General features: G+C 71.3%; 12 protein-coding genes and 1 pseudogene. 5 read left to right on the forward strand and 8 right to left on the reverse strand.

Translation table 11 applies throughout. The annotated features are described in order from the left end of the window. Positions 1-10: 10 nt before the first annotated feature. The 4 genes from ACIP89_RS33375 to ACIP89_RS33390 form a co-directional block, all read right to left on the reverse strand. Positions 11-1987, reverse strand: a complete 1977-nt coding sequence (locus tag ACIP89_RS33375; protein WP_402118119.1) for a beta-galactosidase — start codon at positions 1985-1987, stop codon at positions 11-13. Positions 1988-2039: 52 nt separating this feature from the next. Further along, the gene (locus tag ACIP89_RS33380) at positions 2040-3002 is read right to left on the reverse strand and encodes a carbohydrate ABC transporter permease (RefSeq protein WP_402118121.1); all 963 of its coding nucleotides are present in this window, start codon (positions 3000-3002) and stop codon (positions 2040-2042) included. Beyond that, positions 2999-4165 (reverse strand): ABC transporter permease, encoded by a 1167-nt coding sequence (locus ACIP89_RS33385; protein ID WP_402118122.1) that lies wholly within the window; start codon positions 4163-4165, stop codon positions 2999-3001. Before ACIP89_RS33385 ends, ACIP89_RS33380 begins: the two co-directional genes overlap by 4 nt. 127 nt (positions 4166-4292) lie before the next feature. Continuing rightward, positions 4293-5900 carry an extracellular solute-binding protein gene (locus ACIP89_RS33390; protein ID WP_401927881.1) on the reverse strand — a complete coding sequence of 536 codons (1608 nt, stop codon included), beginning with the start codon at positions 5898-5900 and terminating at the stop codon, positions 4293-4295. 519 nt (positions 5901-6419) lie between these two features. On the opposite strand from ACIP89_RS33390, the gene ACIP89_RS33395 reads away from it, so the two are divergent. Together ACIP89_RS33395 and yicI are read left to right on the forward strand one after the other, a co-directional pair. Then, positions 6420-9353 carry a glycoside hydrolase family 3 C-terminal domain-containing protein gene (locus ACIP89_RS33395; protein WP_402118123.1) on the forward strand — a complete coding sequence of 978 codons (2934 nt, stop codon included), beginning with the start codon at positions 6420-6422 and terminating at the stop codon, positions 9351-9353. A gap of 67 nt (positions 9354-9420) precedes the next feature. Next, positions 9421-11694, forward strand: a complete 2274-nt coding sequence (gene yicI, locus ACIP89_RS33400; protein WP_402118124.1) for an alpha-xylosidase — start codon at positions 9421-9423, stop codon at positions 11692-11694. Between the two features lie 62 nt (positions 11695-11756). On the opposite strand, the gene ACIP89_RS33405 is transcribed toward yicI, so the two are convergent. Then, the gene (locus tag ACIP89_RS33405) at positions 11757-12281 is read right to left on the reverse strand and encodes a DUF4232 domain-containing protein (RefSeq protein ID WP_402118126.1); all 525 of its coding nucleotides are present in this window, start codon (positions 12279-12281) and stop codon (positions 11757-11759) included. Between the two features lie 228 nt (positions 12282-12509). Between ACIP89_RS33405 and ACIP89_RS33410 the strand changes: the two genes are divergently transcribed. Further along, positions 12510-13079, forward strand: coding sequence for a TetR/AcrR family transcriptional regulator (locus tag ACIP89_RS33410; RefSeq protein WP_401927549.1), 570 nt, complete (start codon positions 12510-12512; stop codon positions 13077-13079). Positions 13080-13136: 57 nt separating this feature from the next. Continuing rightward, positions 13137-14324 carry a GDSL-type esterase/lipase family protein gene (locus tag ACIP89_RS33415; protein WP_402118128.1) on the forward strand — a complete coding sequence of 396 codons (1188 nt, stop codon included), beginning with the start codon at positions 13137-13139 and terminating at the stop codon, positions 14322-14324. Positions 14325-14388: 64 nt separating this feature from the next. Here the strand turns inward: ACIP89_RS33415 and ACIP89_RS33420 are convergent, their stop codons facing one another. The 3 genes from ACIP89_RS33420 to xylB all read right to left on the reverse strand — a co-directional run bounded on the left by ACIP89_RS33420 (position 14389) and on the right by xylB (position 18063). Next, positions 14389-15213, reverse strand: a complete 825-nt coding sequence (locus ACIP89_RS33420; protein ID WP_402118130.1) for a hypothetical protein — start codon at positions 15211-15213, stop codon at positions 14389-14391. Continuing rightward, on the reverse strand, positions 15210-16484 hold the full coding sequence (locus tag ACIP89_RS33425; protein WP_401927557.1) for a VWA domain-containing protein: 1275 nt from the start codon (positions 16482-16484) through the stop codon (positions 15210-15212). Before ACIP89_RS33425 ends, ACIP89_RS33420 begins: the two co-directional genes overlap by 4 nt. An 85-nt stretch (positions 16485-16569) precedes the next feature. Beyond that, on the reverse strand, positions 16570-18063 hold the full coding sequence (gene xylB, locus ACIP89_RS33430) for a xylulokinase (RefSeq protein WP_402118132.1): 1494 nt from the start codon (positions 18061-18063) through the stop codon (positions 16570-16572). Positions 18064-18379: 316 nt separating this feature from the next. Between xylB and ACIP89_RS33435 the strand changes: the two are divergent. Next, positions 18380-18738, forward strand: a pseudogene (locus tag ACIP89_RS33435) (xylose isomerase); the annotation flags it as partial.

The raw sequence follows: 18738 nt of genomic DNA on the forward strand, positions 1-18738 counted from the left end.
GTACGGCCGGTCACGGCGCGGCGTTTCTCAGTACGGCCACACCGTGGCGGTCCAGCTCCACCTGGCCCCCCACCGCCCGGCCGGTCAGCAGGTCCTCCGGGGCGCCGGGCACGGTCACGGTGACCTCGGCCCGCCCGTGGTTGAACAGGAAGAGCAGCTCACCGCGGCGGACCGCCTCCACCCCGTCGGGCAGCCCCGCCAGGACCGGCCGCGCGCCGGCCTCCCGGGCCACCCCGCCCAGCAGCGCGCGCAGCGCCTCCGGTTCCGGGAGCGTCGACAGGTACCAGGCCCGGCCCCGGCGCAGCACCGCGGGCAGCCCGGCCAGCTCGCCTTCCCGGTAGGCGGCCACCACCTCGGTGTCCGCCTCCGCCTCCAGTTCCTCGGACCAGAGCCCGCCCCGGAAGCCGTCGCACTGGACGGCCGAGCCCGCGTCGAGCGGCCACCACTCGTGCAGGGTCCTGATGCCGAAGAGTTCCCGCAGCCGCTCGTCCATGCCGCCCGGCCTGATCCGGTCGTCCACGTCCGCGACCCCGCTGAAGAAACCGCAGACCAGCCTCCCGCCGCCGCGCACGTACGCCACGAGGTTGTCGATCGCGGTGTCGTCGAGCAGGTAGAGGTGCGGCACGGCCACCGCCCCGAACCGGCTCAGATCGGCGTCCGGCCGGGCGAACTCCGTGGCGAACCCGTCCTCCCACAGCGCCCGGTGCCAGCTCCGTACCACTTCGGTGTAGTCCAGCAGTGCGGACGGCCTGCCCTCCTGCGCGCCCGCCCACCAGGAGTCCCAGTCGTGCAGGATCGCCACGTCCGCGACGGCCCCGCTGCCGGCGACGGCCGGGCCGATCACGGCCAGTTCCGCCCCCAGACGCTTGATCTCCCGGAAGGTGCGGCCGTGCTCACCGGCGTGGCTGAGCATTCCGGAGTGGAACTTCTCCGCGCCCTGCCGGGACTGGCGCCACTGGAAGTAGCAGACGGCGTCCGCGCCCCGCGCCACCGCCTGGAGCGACCAGAGCCGGTTCAGACCCTCCGGCTTGGGGTGGTTGACCCCACGCCAGTTGACCGGCCCCGCGGCCTGCTCCATGAGCATCCACGGCCCGGCGGCCTGCGAACGCGTCATGTCGGCGATCATCGCGTTGTACTGTCCGCCGTGCGGGTCCCGGGGGTCCGGGTAGATGTCGACGGAGACGATGTCCTCCTGGGCGGACCAGGCCCAGGCGTCCTGTCCCGACCACAGCGGCATGAAATTGGTCGTCACCGGGATGTGCGGGGTGTGCCGGGCGACGATGTCCCGCTCGGCGGTGTAGCACTCCAGCAGCGCGTCGGAGGTGAACCGCTTGAAGTCCAGCACCTGCGCCGGGTTCTTCATGTACTGCGCCTTGCGCGGCGGCAGGATCTCCGCCCACGCGTCGTAGCGCTGGCTCCAGAACGCGGTGCCCCAGGCCTCGTTGAGCGCGTCGACCGTGCCGTACCGGCTCCGCAGCCAGCGGCGGAAGTGGTCGGCCGTTCCGTCGCACCAGCAGTGGGTGCAGTACTCGTTGTTGATGTGCCAGACGGTGAGCGCCGGGTGGTCCGCGTACCGGGCGGCGAGGTCCTCGGTGAGAGCGGCGGCGTAGCGGCGGTAGACCGGGGAGCTCGCGCAGAACTGCTGGCGGGAGCCGTACCAGATGACCGAACCGTCCTCCGCGTGCGGCAGCGTCTCGGGGTGCCGCGCCCCCATCCAGGGCGGCGGGGAGGCGGTCGGGGTGGCGAGCACGACGCCGATCCCATGGGTGTGCATGAGGTCCATCAGCCGGTCCAGCCAGCCGAACTCCCGTGCGCCGGGGCGTGGTTCGATGGTCGCCCAGGAGAAGACGCCCAGGGTGACGGAGTTGACCCCGGCCTCCTTCATCAGCCGGGCGTCGTCCTCCCACACCTCCTGGGGCCACTGCTCGGGGTTGTAGTCGCCTCCGAAGAGGATGCGGCCGCGGGCCGCGTCACGCAGGGACGGCATGGCGTCTCTCGTTCCTTGGAATGGGTTCTGCGACGGGGAGCTCGGTTGCGGATCAGCCCTTCACGGCGCCCGTGAGCATCCCCTTCTGGAAGTGCTTCTGGACGAACGGCGACAGCACCGCGACCGGGATCAGCGCGAGGATCATGACCGCCATCTGCACGGCGAGGCTGTTGATCGCCCCGCTGCTGACCGCCGCGCCCATGGCGCCCGGGGGCACCTGGTGCTGGAGCACCAGCTGACGCAGGATCATCTGGAGCGGGTACTTGTCGCTGTCCTGGATGTAGAGCATCGCGTTGAACCACTGGCTCCAGTAGCCGACCGCGTAGAACAGCGAGATCACGGCGATCACCGCACGCGACAGCGGCATGATGATCTGGAGCAGGATGCGCCACTCGCCGGCGCCGTCGATCCGGGCCGCGTCGATGAGTTCGGGCGCGGTGTCCATGAAGAAGCCGCGCAGGACCAGCACGTTGAAGACGCTGATCGCGCTGGGCAGGATCATCGACCAGTAGCTGTCGCTCAGCCCGATGCCGGTGACCAGCAGATACGTCGGGATGAGGCCGGCACCGAAGAACATCGTGGCCATCAGCGTCATCAGCAGCGGACGGTGCGCGTACGAATCGCGGCGGCTCAGCCCGTACGCGCACAGGACGGAGACGGCCATGCTGACCACCGTGCCGACGACCGTGAGGCCGATGCTCACGGCAGCGGCGCGAGTCACCGCACCCCCGCTGAGGAGCTCCTTGTAGGCGATGAAGGTGATGTGCCTCGGCCAGACGACCAGGCCGCCCGCCTCGTTGATCGTCCTGGTGTCGGAGAGGCTGGTGACGAGCACCACCCAGATCGGGATGATCACGACCGCGCAGATCGCGAGGAGCCCGAAACCCTTGAAGGCGAGCCCCGTCCTGGTGGGCTCCTCCTCCCACACCGGGCGCGGTTCCATGCGCAGGGCGCGCTGGAGGGGGGTCTCCGCGCGGGGCGCGGGGTCCTTCGCACGTTCCAGGAGAGTTGTCATTTCTTGGAGTACACCCCCTGCTCACCCAGCATGTGGGCGACCTTGTTGGCTCCCAGCACCATGGCGACGCTGAACAGCCCCTTGAAGATTCCGGCGGCGGCCGCGTAGCCGAAGTCACCGGTCTTGATGCCCGTCCACCAGATGTAGGTGTCCAGGATTTCCGAAGCCCCGGCCCCGACCTGGTCGCGCTGGAGCAGGATCTGCTCGAAGTCGAGATTGAGCGCGCTGCCCACCCGCAGGACGAGCAGCAGTGCGATGACCGGGCGCAGCGCCGGCAGCGTCACATGCCACATGCGGCGCCAGCGGCCCGCCCCGTCCACGGCGGCGGCCTCGTACAGATCGGTGTTGACGGCGGCGAGCGCGGCGAGGAAGACGATGACGCCCCAGCCGGCGTCCTTCCACACGGCCTGGGCGGAGACCAGGAACTTGAAGAAGCCCGGATCGGTCATCAGGTCGAAGCCCTCGTGGCCGTGGTCGCGCAGCCACTGGGCGACCAGTCCGGCTCCGCCGAACATCTGCTGGAAGACGGTGACGACCAGCACCCAGGAGAAGAAGTGCGGCAGGTAGACGACGGCCTGCACCCAGGCCCGCACCCGGGCGCTCATGATCGTGTTGAGCAGCAGCGCGATCGCGATCGGGATGGGGAAGAAGAGGACGAGCTGGGTGACGAAGATGACCAGGGTGTTGATGAGGACTTCCCAGAACCGGTAGTCCTCGAAGATCCGGGTGAAGTTGTCGAAGCCGACGAAGGGGCTGCCGGTGATACCCAGGTCGTAGACGTCGTAGTCCTGGAAGGCCACGATGTTCCCGAGCAGCGGGACGTAGTTGAAGATCAGCAGCAGGGCGATGGCCGGCAGCGTCATCAGCACCAGGGTGCGGTCGCGCCGCAGCCGCTGGCGCCAGGTGATGCCGCCCGGCTGCGGTCGGAGGCCCGCGGATCTGTCGTTCTCCGGTCCGTTCCCGGCCGGTCCGCCCTTGGCCGGTCCGCTCTTCGCCGGTCCGCTCTTCGCTGTACGGGACCGGCGGGCGCCGACCGCCCGGGACCTGCCCGCCCCCGCTCCCCTTGCGTCCGTGCCGTCGCCGCTCCCGCTGCCGCCGGCCGGGGCACTGGCCCCGCCGGCGGCGCTGTCCGGGTCGGACGAGACCGTGGCCCGTGGCTTCACCGTGTGCTCCCCATGTCGTGCTCTCCGCCCCGGCCGCCGGGCTTTCCGCGCCCGGCGGCCCTCTCGCTGTCCTGCGTGCGGTCGGTGCGCGTCGTACGTGCCGTCCGCGCTCTGCGTGCCGTACGCGTCAGTTGCCGGAGCCGTTCTTTTCGAGGATGTCCTGGTACCAGGCGCGCAGCTTCTCGCCGCCGCTCTTCTTCCAGGTGCTCACCGCGTCGTCGATGTCGCTGACCTTCTTGCGGCCGCGCCGGATGTCCTTCTGCAGGTCGTCGAAGGGCGTGTACAGGGAGGCGTACCGCTGCGGTTCGACGATCTGCATGCCGAAGAAGAGCGGCTTCCTGACGTTTGGGGCCTGGCGCGCCATCCAGGCCGCGTAGTCCTTGGCCAGCTGCGGCTGGTCCGGGTAGGCGATGGAGGTCGGCGGCGAGGCGAGGTACAGGAAGGTGGCGGGCTGGGCCTCCTCGACACCCTGCGGCGTGTAGGCCGGGGCCCCGTCTTTGAGCGTGTAGTGGGTGCCCTCGACGCCGTAGTTGGTGAGCATGAACTCCCTGGTGCCGTACGGCGCGGCCGCGTAGTCGGCTATCGCGAGGAACTCCTCTATCCGCGCCTTGGAGAGCTTCTTGCTGAGGAAGGTGAAGATGCCCGCGGGGTCGTCCTGCCACAGGACCGGCTTCCCGCCGTCCTGGCCGAAGAAGTCGAGCGCCTGCATGTCGAACTTCGGGTTGGCCGTAGCCTGTTCGGTGACCATGCCCTTCCAGCCGCCGGTGCCGTCGTTGTACATCACCACGTGTCCGCTGGTGAAGCGGATCTTGGCGTCGGCGTCCTTGTTGGCCTCCGCGTCCGGGTGCACGTAGCCGCCGTCGTGGAGCTTGCGGGCGAAGGCGAGCGCCTCGCGGTACTCCTTCGTCTCGATCTTGTGGACCAGCTTGCCGTTCTCCAGCTGCCAGTAGTGCGGCGCGTCGGGCAGCAGGCCGTAGATCTTCTGGATGCAGGTCCAGAGGTCGTCGAAGGCCCAGACCTTCTTCCGGGGCGAGGTGTACTCCTTGCCGAACGCCAGCAGGTCGTCCGCGCTCGCCGGTACGGAGCCGGAACCGGTCAGGTCCTTGCGGTAGAAGATCGCGTTGCCGATGACCGGCGTCGGCATGGGCAGTCCGCGCAGCTTGCCGCCGAAGACGGAGTACTGCCAGGCGCCCGTCGGGATGTTCGCCAGGTTCGGGTACTTCTTGACGGCGTCGCCCGCCAGATAGGGGCTCAGGTCCGCGAACTTGGCGGTGATCGCGTTGCGGATCTGGCCCTGCATGTTCCAGCCGGGGATCGTCATGACGTCCGGGATGTCCGAGCCGGCCAGCACCGCGCCGATCTTGTCCTGGTAGGTGTTGCCGTCCTGCGGGTCGAAGGCCAGCGTGGCGCCGACCGCCTTGTTCACCGCCGTGTAGTACGGGTTGTTCTTCTTCGGGACGGTGCCCCACAGCGGGGTCATGACGCGGAACCGCGAACCCTTGCCCGGCACCGACTTCACCGAGGCGACCAGCGGGTCCGGCAGCTTGGTGAAGCCGGGGCTCGAACCGTTGACGCTCGCGACATCCGGCTCGACCAGGTTCAGCGGGGCGTACGCCGGCACAACCTTCTTGAGTGCCTTGCCCGTTGTCGCGCCCTCCTTGCTCCCGGATCCGGAGCCGGTACCGCCGCACGCGGCGAGCAGCGGTACCCCGCCGGCCACGGCGACAGCGGCCACCGCGCCGGTGGCGAGGAAGCTTCTCCGGCTCGGAGCCGTGGAGGAGGGGGAGGAATTCGGCGTCATTGCGTCAACCCTTCGAGGCGCACCAGGACGACACGTGGCGGGCGACCGCCGTTCGGTTCCTGTGTCTGAGGTGGAGCGTTGCTGACTGGACCGGCGTGACCGGCCGCAGGTGAAGCGGTTCAACAGGGAGGCGGCAGAACCTGTCACCGTCCCGGAAAATCCTGGGCGCCGGGCGCCCCGTCGAAGCTCTGTCGAAGCGCTTCGATGTTGCAGCGAGGTTAAGTGAAGGGTCCCGGCCGCACAAGAGTCCGTTTCCAGATTCCTCCGACCTGTTTCCTAACCGTTTCCTGGCTCAACGGAAGCTGTCGTGACCGGAGGTCGAGGTAGAGGCCTTGACACTGGCGGGGTGTGCCGCAGAGCATCGAAGCGCTTCGAAGGATCTTCTGCGACGTCGCGGAGGCTCGCACGAGGCCCTGGCTCCAAAACCTCCCACCTCTCCAAGGGGACCCGCACGTGACGGAACAACCGCAGCCCTTCCGCGACCCGCGACTGCCCTTCGCCGAGCGCATCGACGACCTGCTCCAGCGGCTCACGCCCGACGAACGGATCGCGATGCTGCACCAGTTCGCACCGGCCGTCGACCGGCTCGGGCTCGGCGCCTTCAGGACCGGCCAGGAGGCCCTGCACGGCGTCGCCTGGATGGGCCCGGCGACGGTCTTCCCGCAGGCCGTCGGGCTCGGCGCCACCTGGAACGACGCTCTGGTGCGCCGGGTCGGGGAGGCGGTCGGCAACGAGACCCGGGCCAAGCGTGCCAAGGACGACCGGGTCGGGCTCAACGTCTGGGCCCCGACCGTGAATCTGCTGCGCAACCCGCTGTGGGGCCGGGGCGAGGAGGGGTACTCCGAGGACGCCTGCCTCACCTCCGCCCTCGCGGTCGCGTACACCCGGGGACTGCGCGGCGACCACCCGCTCTACTGGCGGACCGCCCCCGTCCTCAAGCACTGGCTCGCCCACAACAACGAGACCGACCGCGACACCGCCTCCTCCTCGGTCCGCCCCCGGGTCCTGCACGAGTACGACCTCAAGGCCTTCCGCGACGCGGTCCGGGCCGGCGCGGTGGCCGGGGTCATGCCCGCGTACAACCTGGTCAACGGGCGGCCCAACCACGTCTCGCCGCTGCTGGCCCAGCAGTTGCGCGGCTGGACCGACCGCTCGCTGGTGGTCTGCTCCGACGCGGGCGCTCCCTCCAACCTCGTCGACTCCGAGCACTACTTCGACACCCACGAGGAGGCGACGGCCGCCGCCCTGCGGGCCGGCGTCGACAGCTTCACCGACCACGGCCAGGACTCCGCCGTCATGGTCGGCCGCATCCGGGGAGCCCTGGAACGCGGACTGCTCGACGAGCACGACATCGACACCGCGGTCCGCAGGCTGCTCGAACTGCGCTTCTCGCTGGGTGAGTTCGATCCCGGTCTCGACCCCTTCGCGGGCGCCGCCGACTTCGACACCGCCGGACACCGGGCGCTCGCCCAGGAGGCCGCGGAGCAGGCCGTCGTCCTGCTGAAGAACGACGGCCTGCTGCCGCTGGAGCCCGCCGCCGGGAAGACAGTCGCGGTCGTCGGACTGCTCGCGGACGCCTGCAAGCTCGACTGGTACAGCGGCACGCTGATCCACCGCTCCACCCCGCTCGACGGGATCCGGGAACGGTTCGGCGCCGAGCACATCGTGTTCGCGGAGGGCGCCGACCTGGTCCGGCTGAAGTGCGCGGAGGGCTGGCTCCAGGTGCCGGCCGCGGACACCGGCGATGATCCGGCGCGGGGTGCCCAAGGCGCTCTTGACCCGGCGCTCCTCGCGGGCCGCACCGATCTGCCTCCGCTGACCTGCGGCGACACCCCGACAGACCTGGCGCTCGTGGACTGGGGCAACGGTGTGATCACTCTCCGCGAGCCGGCGGGCCGCTATCTGTCGGTGGCCGAGGACGGCTTTCTGCGGGCGTCCGCGGACGAGCCCGGCGGCTGGATCGTCCGGGAGACGTTCCGGCTGGAGGCGGTGGAGGGGCATGCGGGCGGTCACCGGATTCTGCACATCGGCACGGGCGGGTATGTCTATGTCGCCGCCGACGGCGTAAAGGTTGCCGCCCCCGGCCAGGAAATCTCGGCTGCCAGTGCTGCCAGTGCTCCCGGTGAAGGAGTCTCCGGGTCCGGCGAGGGGCTCCCCGGACCCGCGGACCTCCGCGGGACCGTCTTCGAGACCGAGGTGACCGAACGCGGCGAGGAGGCCGTCGCCCGCGCCGCCGCCTCGGCCGACACCGTGATCGTCGTGGCCGGCAACGACGCCCACATCAACGGCCGCGAGACCGAGGACCGCACCACGCTCGACCTGCCCGCCCAGCAGGAACGCCTCTGGCGCGCCGCCCACGCCGCCAACCCGCGCACCGTTCTCGCCGTCACCTCCGCCTACCCGTACGCCCTCACCGACGCGGCGGCCACGCTTCCCGCGCTGCTGTGGACCGCGCACGGCGGGCAGGCAGCGGGGACGGCGCTCGCCCGGGTCCTGGCGGGCGACGTCTCTCCGGCCGGCCGGCTGCCGCAGACCTGGTACGCCTCCGACGCGGAACTGTCCGGCCTGCTCGACTACGACATCATCGGCTCCCGCCAGACCTACCTCTACTACCGGGGCACACCGCTCTACCCGTTCGGCCACGGCCTCTCGTACAGCGAGTTCACCTACAGCGCCCTGACCGCGGAGCGGACGGGCGACCTCGTGCGGGTGTCGCTGACCGTCACCAACACCGGGGCCGTCGCCGCCGACGAGGTCGCCCAGCTCTACGTGCGGGCGGTCGCCCCGACCGTCCCGAGGCCGCTGCGGCAGCTGGCCGGCCACCGCAGGCTGCACCTGGCACCCGGCGCCGCCGAACGCGTCGAGTTCGGCGTCCCGGTGACCGAGCTCGGCCACTGGGACGTGGCGCACGGCCGCTGGACCGTCGAGCCCGGCGCGTACGAGATCCAGGCCGGTGCCTCCAGCGCCGACATCCGGGCCGTCACCGTGCTCACCGTGGAAGGCGAACCGGCCGGGCCGCGGCAGGTCCTGACGCGGGGTCTGGAAGCGGCCGACTACGACGAACAGCTGGGCACCGGGATCGTCGACCGGACGAAGACCGACGGTGACGCGGTGACCGTGTCCGCCGTCCGCAACGAACTCCTTTACCGGAACTGCGACTTCGGAGCCGCGGTGCGAGAGGTCGCGGTGTCGGCTTCGGGGGAGGGCGCCGTACACATCACCGTCGGCGGCAGCACGGTCACCGTCCCGGTGGCCCCCACCGGCGGACCCTACGACTACCGCACCCGGCGGGCCGCCCTCGCCGCCTCCGCCGTCCACGACCTGCGTGTCACCCTGGAAGGCACCGTACGGCTGGCCCGGATGACCTTCACGGGGGACGCCGAGTGAACCGGTCCGCACCGCGAACCCCGTCTCCCGCCAGTCCCGTACAAGCCGCCTCCGGCAAGGAGTCCTCATGAAGTTCACCGACGGCTTCTGGCTGATGCGTGAGGGCGTACGCGCCTGCTACGCCACCGAGATCCGTGATCTGCGCGTCAGCGAGGACCGGTTCACCGCCTACGCGGCGGTCAAGCGCGTCGCCGAACGCGGTGACACCCTCAACACCCCGCTGATCACCGTCGAATGCTTCTCCCCGGCCGAGGGGATCATCGGCGTGCGCGCCACCCACCACGCCGGGACGGTGAAGCGCGGGCCCGACTTCTCGCTCCCCGGACTGGACCCGGCAGCCGCCGGAGCCCGGACCCGGCAGGACGGGGCGGTCACCGAACTGACCAGCGGTCCCCTCACCCTGCGCATGGACGGCGACGGGCCCTGGGGCCTCACCTTCCTCGACGCCGACGGCCGCCGTCTCACCGGCGCCGGAGCCAAGGGCACCGCCTTCGCCACCGCGCCGGACGGCACCCACCACATGGTCGCCCAGCTCGCGCTGGACATCGGCGAGAACGTCTACGGCCTCGGTGAGCGCTTCACCCCGTACGTCAAGAACGGCCAGAGCGTCGACATCTGGCAGGCGGACGGCGGCACCAGCAGTGAACTGGCCTACAAGAACATCCCGTTCTACCTCTCGTCACGCGGCTACGGCGTCTTCGTCAACCACCCCGGACGGGTCTCCTTCGAGATCGGCTCGGAGTCGGTCGGCCAGGTGCAGTTCAGCGTCGAGGACCAGTCGCTGGAGTACTACATCGTCGCCGGACCCACCCCCAAGGAGGTGCTGGGCCGCTACACCGCGCTCACCGGCCGCCCCGCGCTCCCGCCGGCCTGGTCCTTCGGCCTCTGGCTCACCACGTCGTTCTGCACCTCCTACGACGAGGAGACCGTGACGTCGTTCGTCGACGGCATGGCGGGACGCGAAATCCCGCTCTCCGTCTTCCACTTCGACTGCTTCTGGATGCGCGAGTACCAGTGGTCGGACTTCCTGTGGGACCCGGACGTCTTCCCCGATCCCGAGGGCATGCTGGCCCGGCTCAAGGAGCGCGGCCTGCGGATCAGCATGTGGATCAACCCGTACATCGCCCAGAAGTCCGCACTGTTCGCGGAGGCCGCGGAGCTCGGATACCTGGTCCGCCGGCCCGGCGGTGACGTCTGGCAGTGGGACCTGTGGCAGCCCGGCATGGCCCTGGTCGACTTCACGGACCCGGCGGCGCGCGAGTGGTACAGCGGCAAGCTCCGCGTCCTGCTCGACCAGGGCGTCGACTGCTTCAAGACGGACTTCGGCGAGCGGGTGCCCACCGACGTGGTGTGGCACGACGGCTCGGACCCGGAGCGGATGCACAACTACTACGCGCAGATCTACAACCGGACGGTCTTCGAACTGCTGGAGAAGGAGCGCGGACACGGCGAGGCGGTGCTCTTCGCCCGCTCCGCGACGGCCGGAGGCCAGCAGTTCCCGGTGCACTGGGGCGGTGACTGCTTCGCCTCCTTCACGGCGATGGCCGAGTCCCTGCGCGGCGGCCTCTCGCTGAGCCTGTCCGGGTTCGGCTTCTGGAGCCACGACATCGGCGGCTTCGAGGGCACCCCTGACCCGGCGGTCTTCAAGCGCTGGCTCGCCTTCGGCCTGCTCTCCTCGCACAGCCGGCTGCACGGCAACGTCTCGTACCGGGTGCCCTGGGCGTTCGGCGAGGAGGCGGTGGACGTCACCCGCACGTTCACCCTCCTCAAGCACCGGCTGATGCCGTACCTGTACGGGGCGGCCGCCACCGCGCACCGGACGGGCGTGCCGATGATGCGCCCCATGCTGCTGGAGTTCCCGCACGACCCGACCACCCGGATGCTGGACCGCCAGTACATGCTCGGACCGGACCTGCTGGTCGCACCGGTCTTCACCGAGGACGGGCAGGTCGAGTACTACGTCCCCGAGGGCACCTGGACGTCGCTGCTGACCGGCGAGACCGTCACCGGACCGGCCTGGCGCCACGAGACCCACGGCTTCGACAGCCTGCCGGTCCTGGTCCGCCCCGGCGCGGTGCTCCCCTGGGGCGCCGACGACCAGCGCCCGGACGGAGACTGGCTGGAGGGGCTCACCCTGCGCGCCTTCGGCCCGGCGGCCGCCGACGTCGTGGTCCCGGTGCCGGACCTGGCGGGCGCGGTCGCCGCGACGTTCCGGGTGGTCCGGGACGGGGAGGCCCTGAGCGTCACCGCCGAGGGAAGCGACCGGCCCTTCCGCGTGGTCGACGAGGAGACGGGAGCCACGGGTGAGGGCACCGGCACGGTGACGGTGCGGGGCGCCTGAGTCCGGGTGGCGGTGGCCCGGGGCGGGCGGGGTGGCGGCCGGGCCCCGGTACCGTCCCGCGCTCAGCGTGTCGCGTCCGCCAGGGCCCGGTCGGCCGCGGCGCGGGAGGTCTGCCACAGGGTCGTGACCGGTTCCCACACCTGGATTCCCCGGCCCATACCCACTGTCGCGGCGCCGAACGTGACGCCGTGGTGCGAGGGGTCCGCCGACACGGACAGGCTGCGGACGACATGGCCCTCGGTGGCGCCGGGGGCCGCCGTGCGCAGGGCGGCGTACCCGTGCTCGCCCGGCGAGAGCACATAGGGGCCGCTGGTGGCCGGCGGCACGGCCTCGGCGGAGCCGTCCAGCCCCCGGAAGGTGACCGTGGGGATCCGGTCCACCACGCAGGTGCTGCCGCCCCGGTTGGTCACGGCGATCCGGGCCGCGTTCCGCTGCCCGCCGGACGAGGCCGAGACGCTGAGGGACTGCTCCTGGCAGACGCCCGGACGGGCTGACGCGCCGGCCGGGGCGGCGGCCGCGCCGGTGGCGGTCAGGGCCACGGCGGCCGTCGCGGTGAGCGCGGCGGTGAGAGCGGAGGACGGGCGCATGATGTTTCTCCCCTTGGATCGACAGCCTGCGGTCATGGCCGGAGAACCCGGCGGCCGGTACAACCGACAGGGACATTCTGGACGGTATGCCACGCTCCTGGCGATAGATAGGACATATCTGTTCAATATCTGCCGTTGAGGCGTTCTGATGCTCGGACAGTTCCTATAGCTATTAGGTAAATTCTTAACAGGTGTAGGATCTTGGGTGGGGCTGACGGAAGGAAGAGCATGGTGCGCGCAGGGCTGACGGCTGACCGCCTGGCTCAGGCCGGGGCGGAGCTGGCCGACGAGGTCGGCTTCGACCAGGTGACCGTCTCGGCGCTCGCCCGGCGGTTCGACGTCAAGGTCGCGAGCCTCTACTCGCATCTGAAGAACTCCCACGACCTCAGGACCAGAATCGCCCTGCTCGCCCTGGAGGAGCTCGCCGACCGTGGTGCCGCCGCGCTCGCCGGGCGGGCGGGCAAGGACGCTCTGAGGGCCTTCGCGGACGTGTACCGCGACTACGCCCGCGAGCACCCCGGCCGTTACGCCGCCGCCCAGCTGAGGCTCGACCCGGAGGCGGCTGCCGCCGGCGCCGGCGGCAGGCACGCGCAGATGACCCGGGCCATCCTGCGCGGCTACGACCTGACCGAGCCCGACCAGACCCACGCCGTCCGGTTGCTGGGCAGCGTCTTCCACGGCTACGTCAGTCTGGAGATGCAGGGCGGATTCAGCCACAGCGCCCCCGGCTCGCAGGAGAGCTGGTCGTGGTCCCTGGACGCACTGGACGCCCTGCTGCGGAACTGGACCGCGCCCTGACCGGAGACCCCGGGCACCCATCGTTCCGAGCAACAGGTACAGACATCAGGTAGGGACATGCAGACCGAGACCGACTGGATCACCACACCGATCACCGCTGACCTCCTGCGCGGGGCGCTCGACCTGGAGCGCACCGAGCACGGAGTGCGCCCGCACCGGCTGCCCGCCCGTGCCCGCGCGCAGTGCGCCGACGCGCAGTTGGCGATGGCGGAGGCCCAGCCCTCCGGCGTGCGGCTGGTGTTCCGCACCGCCGCCACCGTGATCGAGCTGGACGCACTCCGCACCAAGACGGCCTACCGGGGCGCGCCGCCCCGTCCCGACGGCATCTACGACCTGCTCGTCGACGGGCGCCTCGCGGGGCAGGCGAGCGTGGGCGGCGGCAACGTCCTCCTGGTCGACATGGCCGCCGGGACCGCGCAGACGCAGCCGGGTCCGGTCGGCACCGTACGGTTCGCCGGGCTGGCCGAAGGCGTCAAGGACATCGAGATCTGGCTGCCGTACAACGAGAGCACCGAACTCGTCGCCCTGCGCACCGGCGCCCCGGTCGAACCCGCCCCCGACCGGGGCCGCAAGGTGTGGCTGCACCACGGCAGTTCGATCAGCCACGGCTCCGACGCCGCGAGCCCCACCACCACCTGGCCCGCCCTGGCGGCCTCCCTCGGCGGGGTGGAGCTGGTCAACCTGGGCCTGGGCGGCAGCGCCCTGCTCGACCCGTTCACGGCGCGGGCGATGCGCGACACCCCCGCGGACCTGATCAGCGTCAAGATCGGCCTCAACCTCGTCAACGCCGACCTGATGCGGCTGCGGGCCTTCACCCCGGCGGTGCACGGCTTCCTCGACACCATCCGCGAGGGGCACCCCACCGTGCCGCTGCTGGTCGTCTCGCCCGTCCTGTGCCCCATCCACGAGGACACCCCGGGCCCGAGCATGCCCGACTTCAGCAACCTGGGTGAGGGAAGGCTCCAGTTCAAGGCCATGGGCGACCCCGCGGAGACGGCGGCCGGAAAGCTGACGCTCAACGTCATCCGGGAGGCCCTGAGCGGCCTCGTCGAGCAGCGCTCCGCCGACGACCCGAACCTGTACTACCTCGACGGCCGCCGTCTGTACGGAGAGCCGGACTCCGCCGAACTGCCGCTGCCGGACCAGCTCCACCCGGACGCGGCCACGCACCGGCGCATGGGCGAGCGCTTCGCCGCGCTCGCCTTCGCCTCCGACGGCCCGTTCGCCGCCGGACGGACGCCCTGAACAGTCCGTCAACTGCCCCTGTCCGTCGGCCGGTCCGGGTTCCGGTCCGGCCGACGGACGTACGTCACATGCCCGGCGGGACCCGGGACGGGCGGCCGTTGCCGCGGGTCAGCGAGTAGCCGAAGACGGCCGCGAGCGCGCCCAGCACCCCGCCGCCGACGGTCCACAGCCAGCGGTCGGTCCACCACCCGGAGGCCCAGCCGTCCTCGGGCTCACCGGCCAGTGGGACCGGGGCGGCGGAGGCGTCGTCGGAGGCCTGCTCGGCAGAGGACACCCCGGGCACCAGCGGCTTGGAGAGCGTGCCGTCGACGTCCCCGGCACCGCCCTTCCCGGCCGACGTGACCTCGACCTCGGTCCGCACCGGCAGACCGAGGTCCGAAGAAGGCAGATCGACGACGGTGAGACGGATGTAGTAGCTGCCGGGCAGCGGGTCGTTGGCCCACGGCTCCGACCAGGCCCTGACGGTCCGCAGCACACAGGTGAGCTCGACCGTGGCGGCGTCGGCCGACGCCTTGCCGGTCTGCTTGCCGTACATGCAGGCCTGGCGGCGGCGCAGTCCGTCGTACACATCGACCTGCCACGTCGAGACGCCGTGCCGGGTGGCGGCCTCCGGGAGGGTGACCTTCGCCTTGACGGTGGCCCGCTGGCCCGCGTCGGCCGGGAACACCCAGTACAGGTAGTCACCGGTGGAACCGCCGGCGGTGGCGGTCTGGTTCTGCTGGATCGCGGTGGCGGTACGGAAGGCGGTGCCCGCCTCCGTGGGGCCGGAGCCGTCGCCGGAGGCGCTGGGGCTCGGTGACGGGTCGTCCGCGGCGGCGGCTCCCGCCCCGGTCAGCAGGGCGAGGCCGGTCAGCAGCGCGCCCGCGAGCACGCGTGTCGTACGGATCATCGGTTGGTCCTCCAGACGGCGATGCGCCAGCGCGAGATCCAGCCGGTCAGCAGGCCCGCGACCAGTCCGGTGAGGACGAGCACGCCGAGCAGCCACCAGCCGCGGCCCAGGCCGAACGCGGCGACGTCGGCCGCGTTGTCCGGTCCGTCCACCACATCGACGGTCAGCTCGACCGGCATTCCGGGCGAGGTCTTCACCGAGGCGGGCGCCGAGAAGGAGTTGCTGACCTGGAGGCAGACGGTCTCCGGGACCGGCTGCTCGTCGTCATCGTCCTGCTCGGGCCTCGGGTAGCGCAGCCCGGAGGAGATGGCGTCGGTGCGCCCGGTACCGGACTCGGAACCCCTGACGATCTCCCGGCCGTGCACGGTCACCGCGCGCAGCAGCGTCCCGTAGTCGTTGTTCACGGCGCGGTCGGCGAAGACGCTGACCGAGGCGCGCAGTTCCTGGCCGGGCAGCACCTCCACCCGGTACCAGCGGTGCTCACCGATCTTCTCGCGGTCGGTGTAGAGGCCCGCCTTGAGCTTCGGGGCGTCGGTGCAGCTGTCCGCGCCCTCTGTCGCCACGGGGGTGACGACGGGCTCTGCCGCCCGGTCGACCAACTGCTTGACCCGGCCGGAGAGTTCGTCGGTGTGCTGGACGGCGGTGTACGTGCCGCCGGTGGCCTCCGCGATGCAGGTCAGCTGCTTGCGGATCTTCTCGTTCGGCACCAGTCCGAGCGTGTCGATGACCAGGTGGATGCCGCGCGCCGCGATGTCCCGGGCCACCTCGCAGGGGTCGAGCGGGCCGCAAGTGTCCTCGCCGTCGCTGATCAGCACGATCCGGCGGGTGGAGTCGCCGCCCTCCAGATCGTCGGCGGCGCCCAGCAGGGCGGGTCCGATCGGGGTCCAGCCGGTGGGGGCGAGGGTGGCGACCGCGGTCTTGGCCTCCGTGCGGTCGAGCGGGCCGACCGGGTAGAGCGCCTTGGTGTCCTTGCAGCCGACCTTCCGGTCGTCGCCCGGGTAGTCGGCGCCGAGGGTGCGGATGCCGAGCTGCACCTGCTCGGGCACCGCGTCCAGGACCTCGTTGAACGCCTGCTTCGCCGCGGTCATCCGGGACTGGCCGTCGATGTCGCGGGTCCGCATGGAGCCACTGACATCGAGCACCAGCTCGACCTTGGGGGACGCTTTCGTGGGGGTTTCATCGGCCGCGGCGGGGAGGGCCGAGCCGAGCCCGGCGGTCAGGGTGGCGAGCAGAATACCCACCCCGACCGTCAGCCTTCTTCTTATGATCATCGCCGGATAGTAGTGAACATCAGTTCGCTATCCAAAACGGGTCGCTGACGGGACCTCGGCCCGTCCCCGGCGCCGTCGCCCGTGTTCAGTCGCGCGGACGGTCCGCGCCCAGAAGCGGTCCGGCCGCCCGGTCCAGGACCGATCCGATCCGGTCCCAGGTGGCCAGGTCCCGTTCCACCGCTTCCAGTTGGCGGTCACCGCCGGTCCGCCAGCCGGTGGCGACCGCGACCGGGTCGGCTCCCGTGGCGGCCGAGGCGGCGAGGGCGGCCGCGCCCACCGCGACGAGTTCGCCGCTCGCGGGTACCGTCACCGGGCGCCCCGACAGCCGCCGTACGGTCTCCACCCACTGGTGCCCCTGGGCGCCGCCGCCGATCAGCAGCAGCGGCCGGGCGGCCACCTCGGGGTCCGCCGGGTCGAGCCCGCAGGCCCGGAACAGTTCGTCGAGCGCCCGCAGCACCGTGAAGACCGCGCCCTCGTAGGCGGCGCCCAGGATCTGCTGGGGGGTGGTGTCGTGCCGCAGCCCGGTGAGGAGGCCGGCGGCGGTGGGCAGATCGGGGGTGCGTTCGCCGTCCAGGTAGGGCAGGACCACGGCCTCGCCGCCGGGTACGGCGTCGGCGCGGTCCAGGCCGAGCAGGGCGGCGACCTTGTCCACGGCGAGCGTGCAGTTGAGGGTGCAGGCCAGCGGGAGGTACGTGCCGTCGGCCGCGGCGAAGCCGGAGAGCGCGGGGGAGGCGGGCCTGGTCCGGGAGGCGGCGAAGACCGTGCCGGAGGTGCCGAGGCTGAGCACCGGGTGGTCCAGGAGCCCGGCGCCGCCGAGCCCGAGACCGACGGCGGCGCTCATGTTGTCACCGGTGCCCGCCGCGACGGCGATACCGGCGGGCAGGCCGAGCGCCTCGGCCGCACGGGCGGTCAGCGAGCCGATGCGAGCCGCGCCGCTCGGAGCCACTTCGGGCAGCAACGCGGGCTCTATGGCGAGGAGTTCGAGCAGCCCGGAGTCGTAGGTCCCGGTGGCGGTGGAGTACCAGCAGGTGCCGGACGCGTCGCCGGGGTCGGTGACGGCGCGGCCGGACAGCCGCTCGGTGAGGAAGTCGTGGGGCAGCCGGACCGCAGCGGCCGCCGCGGCAGTGGCCGGTTCGTTCTCCCGCAGCCACTGCCACTTCGACGCCGTCATCGCGGCCACCGGCACGGAGCCGGTGCGCGCGGTCCAGGCGTCGGCGCCGCCCAGCGCCGCGGTGAGGGCAGCGGCCTGCGGGGCGGAGCGGGTGTCGTTCCACAGGAGTGCGGGGCGCAGCGGGGCGCCGTCCGCGTCCAGTACGACGAGGCCGTGCTGCTGGCCCGCCACGGCGATCCCGGCGACGGCGGAGGCGGGAACGCCCGACTCCTTGAGGCCGCCGGCGACCGCGTCGCACAGGGCCTGCCACCACACCTCGGGGTCCGTCTCGCGGGCCCCGGCCTCCCCGGTGACGACATGGGGGGCGCGGCCGACGGCGAGCAGCCGGCCGGTCGCGATGTCGACGAACGCCGCTTTGGTGGACTGGGTGGAGCTGTCCACGCCGATGACGACGGTGAGCGGCGGCATGGCTGGCCTCATTCTCTGGATCTCAGGGGTCGGTCCCGCGCCGACGGGATGCCGTGGGACACCGCCCTGCGGATATTTGATCGTACGGAGAACAAATTAGGTGATCGAACGCGCGGGGAACAGGGGGCGGGGTGGATTTCCATCGAGGGGTGGAGCGGACAGTCGGACGGGTGTTCGTGCGAGAGGGTGGGTATGGAGTCGACATGGGGGGTTACGTCGCCGAGGCGGTCCGTGCATGATTAGTCATGACACTGAACAAATTGAGGTTCGGCCGCCCGACCGGCTGCGGACCCATGGCACCGAAGGCGGTTGGACCATGACCGAACGTTTCACTCCCACCCCGCAGGACAAGTTCACCTTCGGCCTGTGGACCGTGGGCTGGCAGGGGCGCGACCCGTTCGGTGACGCGACCCGGGAGCCGATCGACCCGGTCGAATCCGTGCAGCGGCTCGCGGAGCTCGGCGCGTACGGTGTGACGTTCCACGACGACGACCTGATCCCGTTCGGCTCGACGGACTCCGAGCGCGAGGGCATCGTGAAGCGGTTCCGCCAGTCGCTGGACGCGGCCGGTCTGAAGGTTCCGATGGCGACGACGAACCTGTTCACGCATCCGGTGTTCAAGGACGGCGGGTTCACGTCCAACGACCGTGATGTGCGCCGGTTCGCGCTGCGCAA

It is taken from the genome of Streptomyces sp. NPDC088730 (assembly GCF_044751215.1).
In the GTDB taxonomy this organism is placed as follows: Bacteria; Actinomycetota; Actinomycetes; order Streptomycetales; family Streptomycetaceae; genus Streptomyces.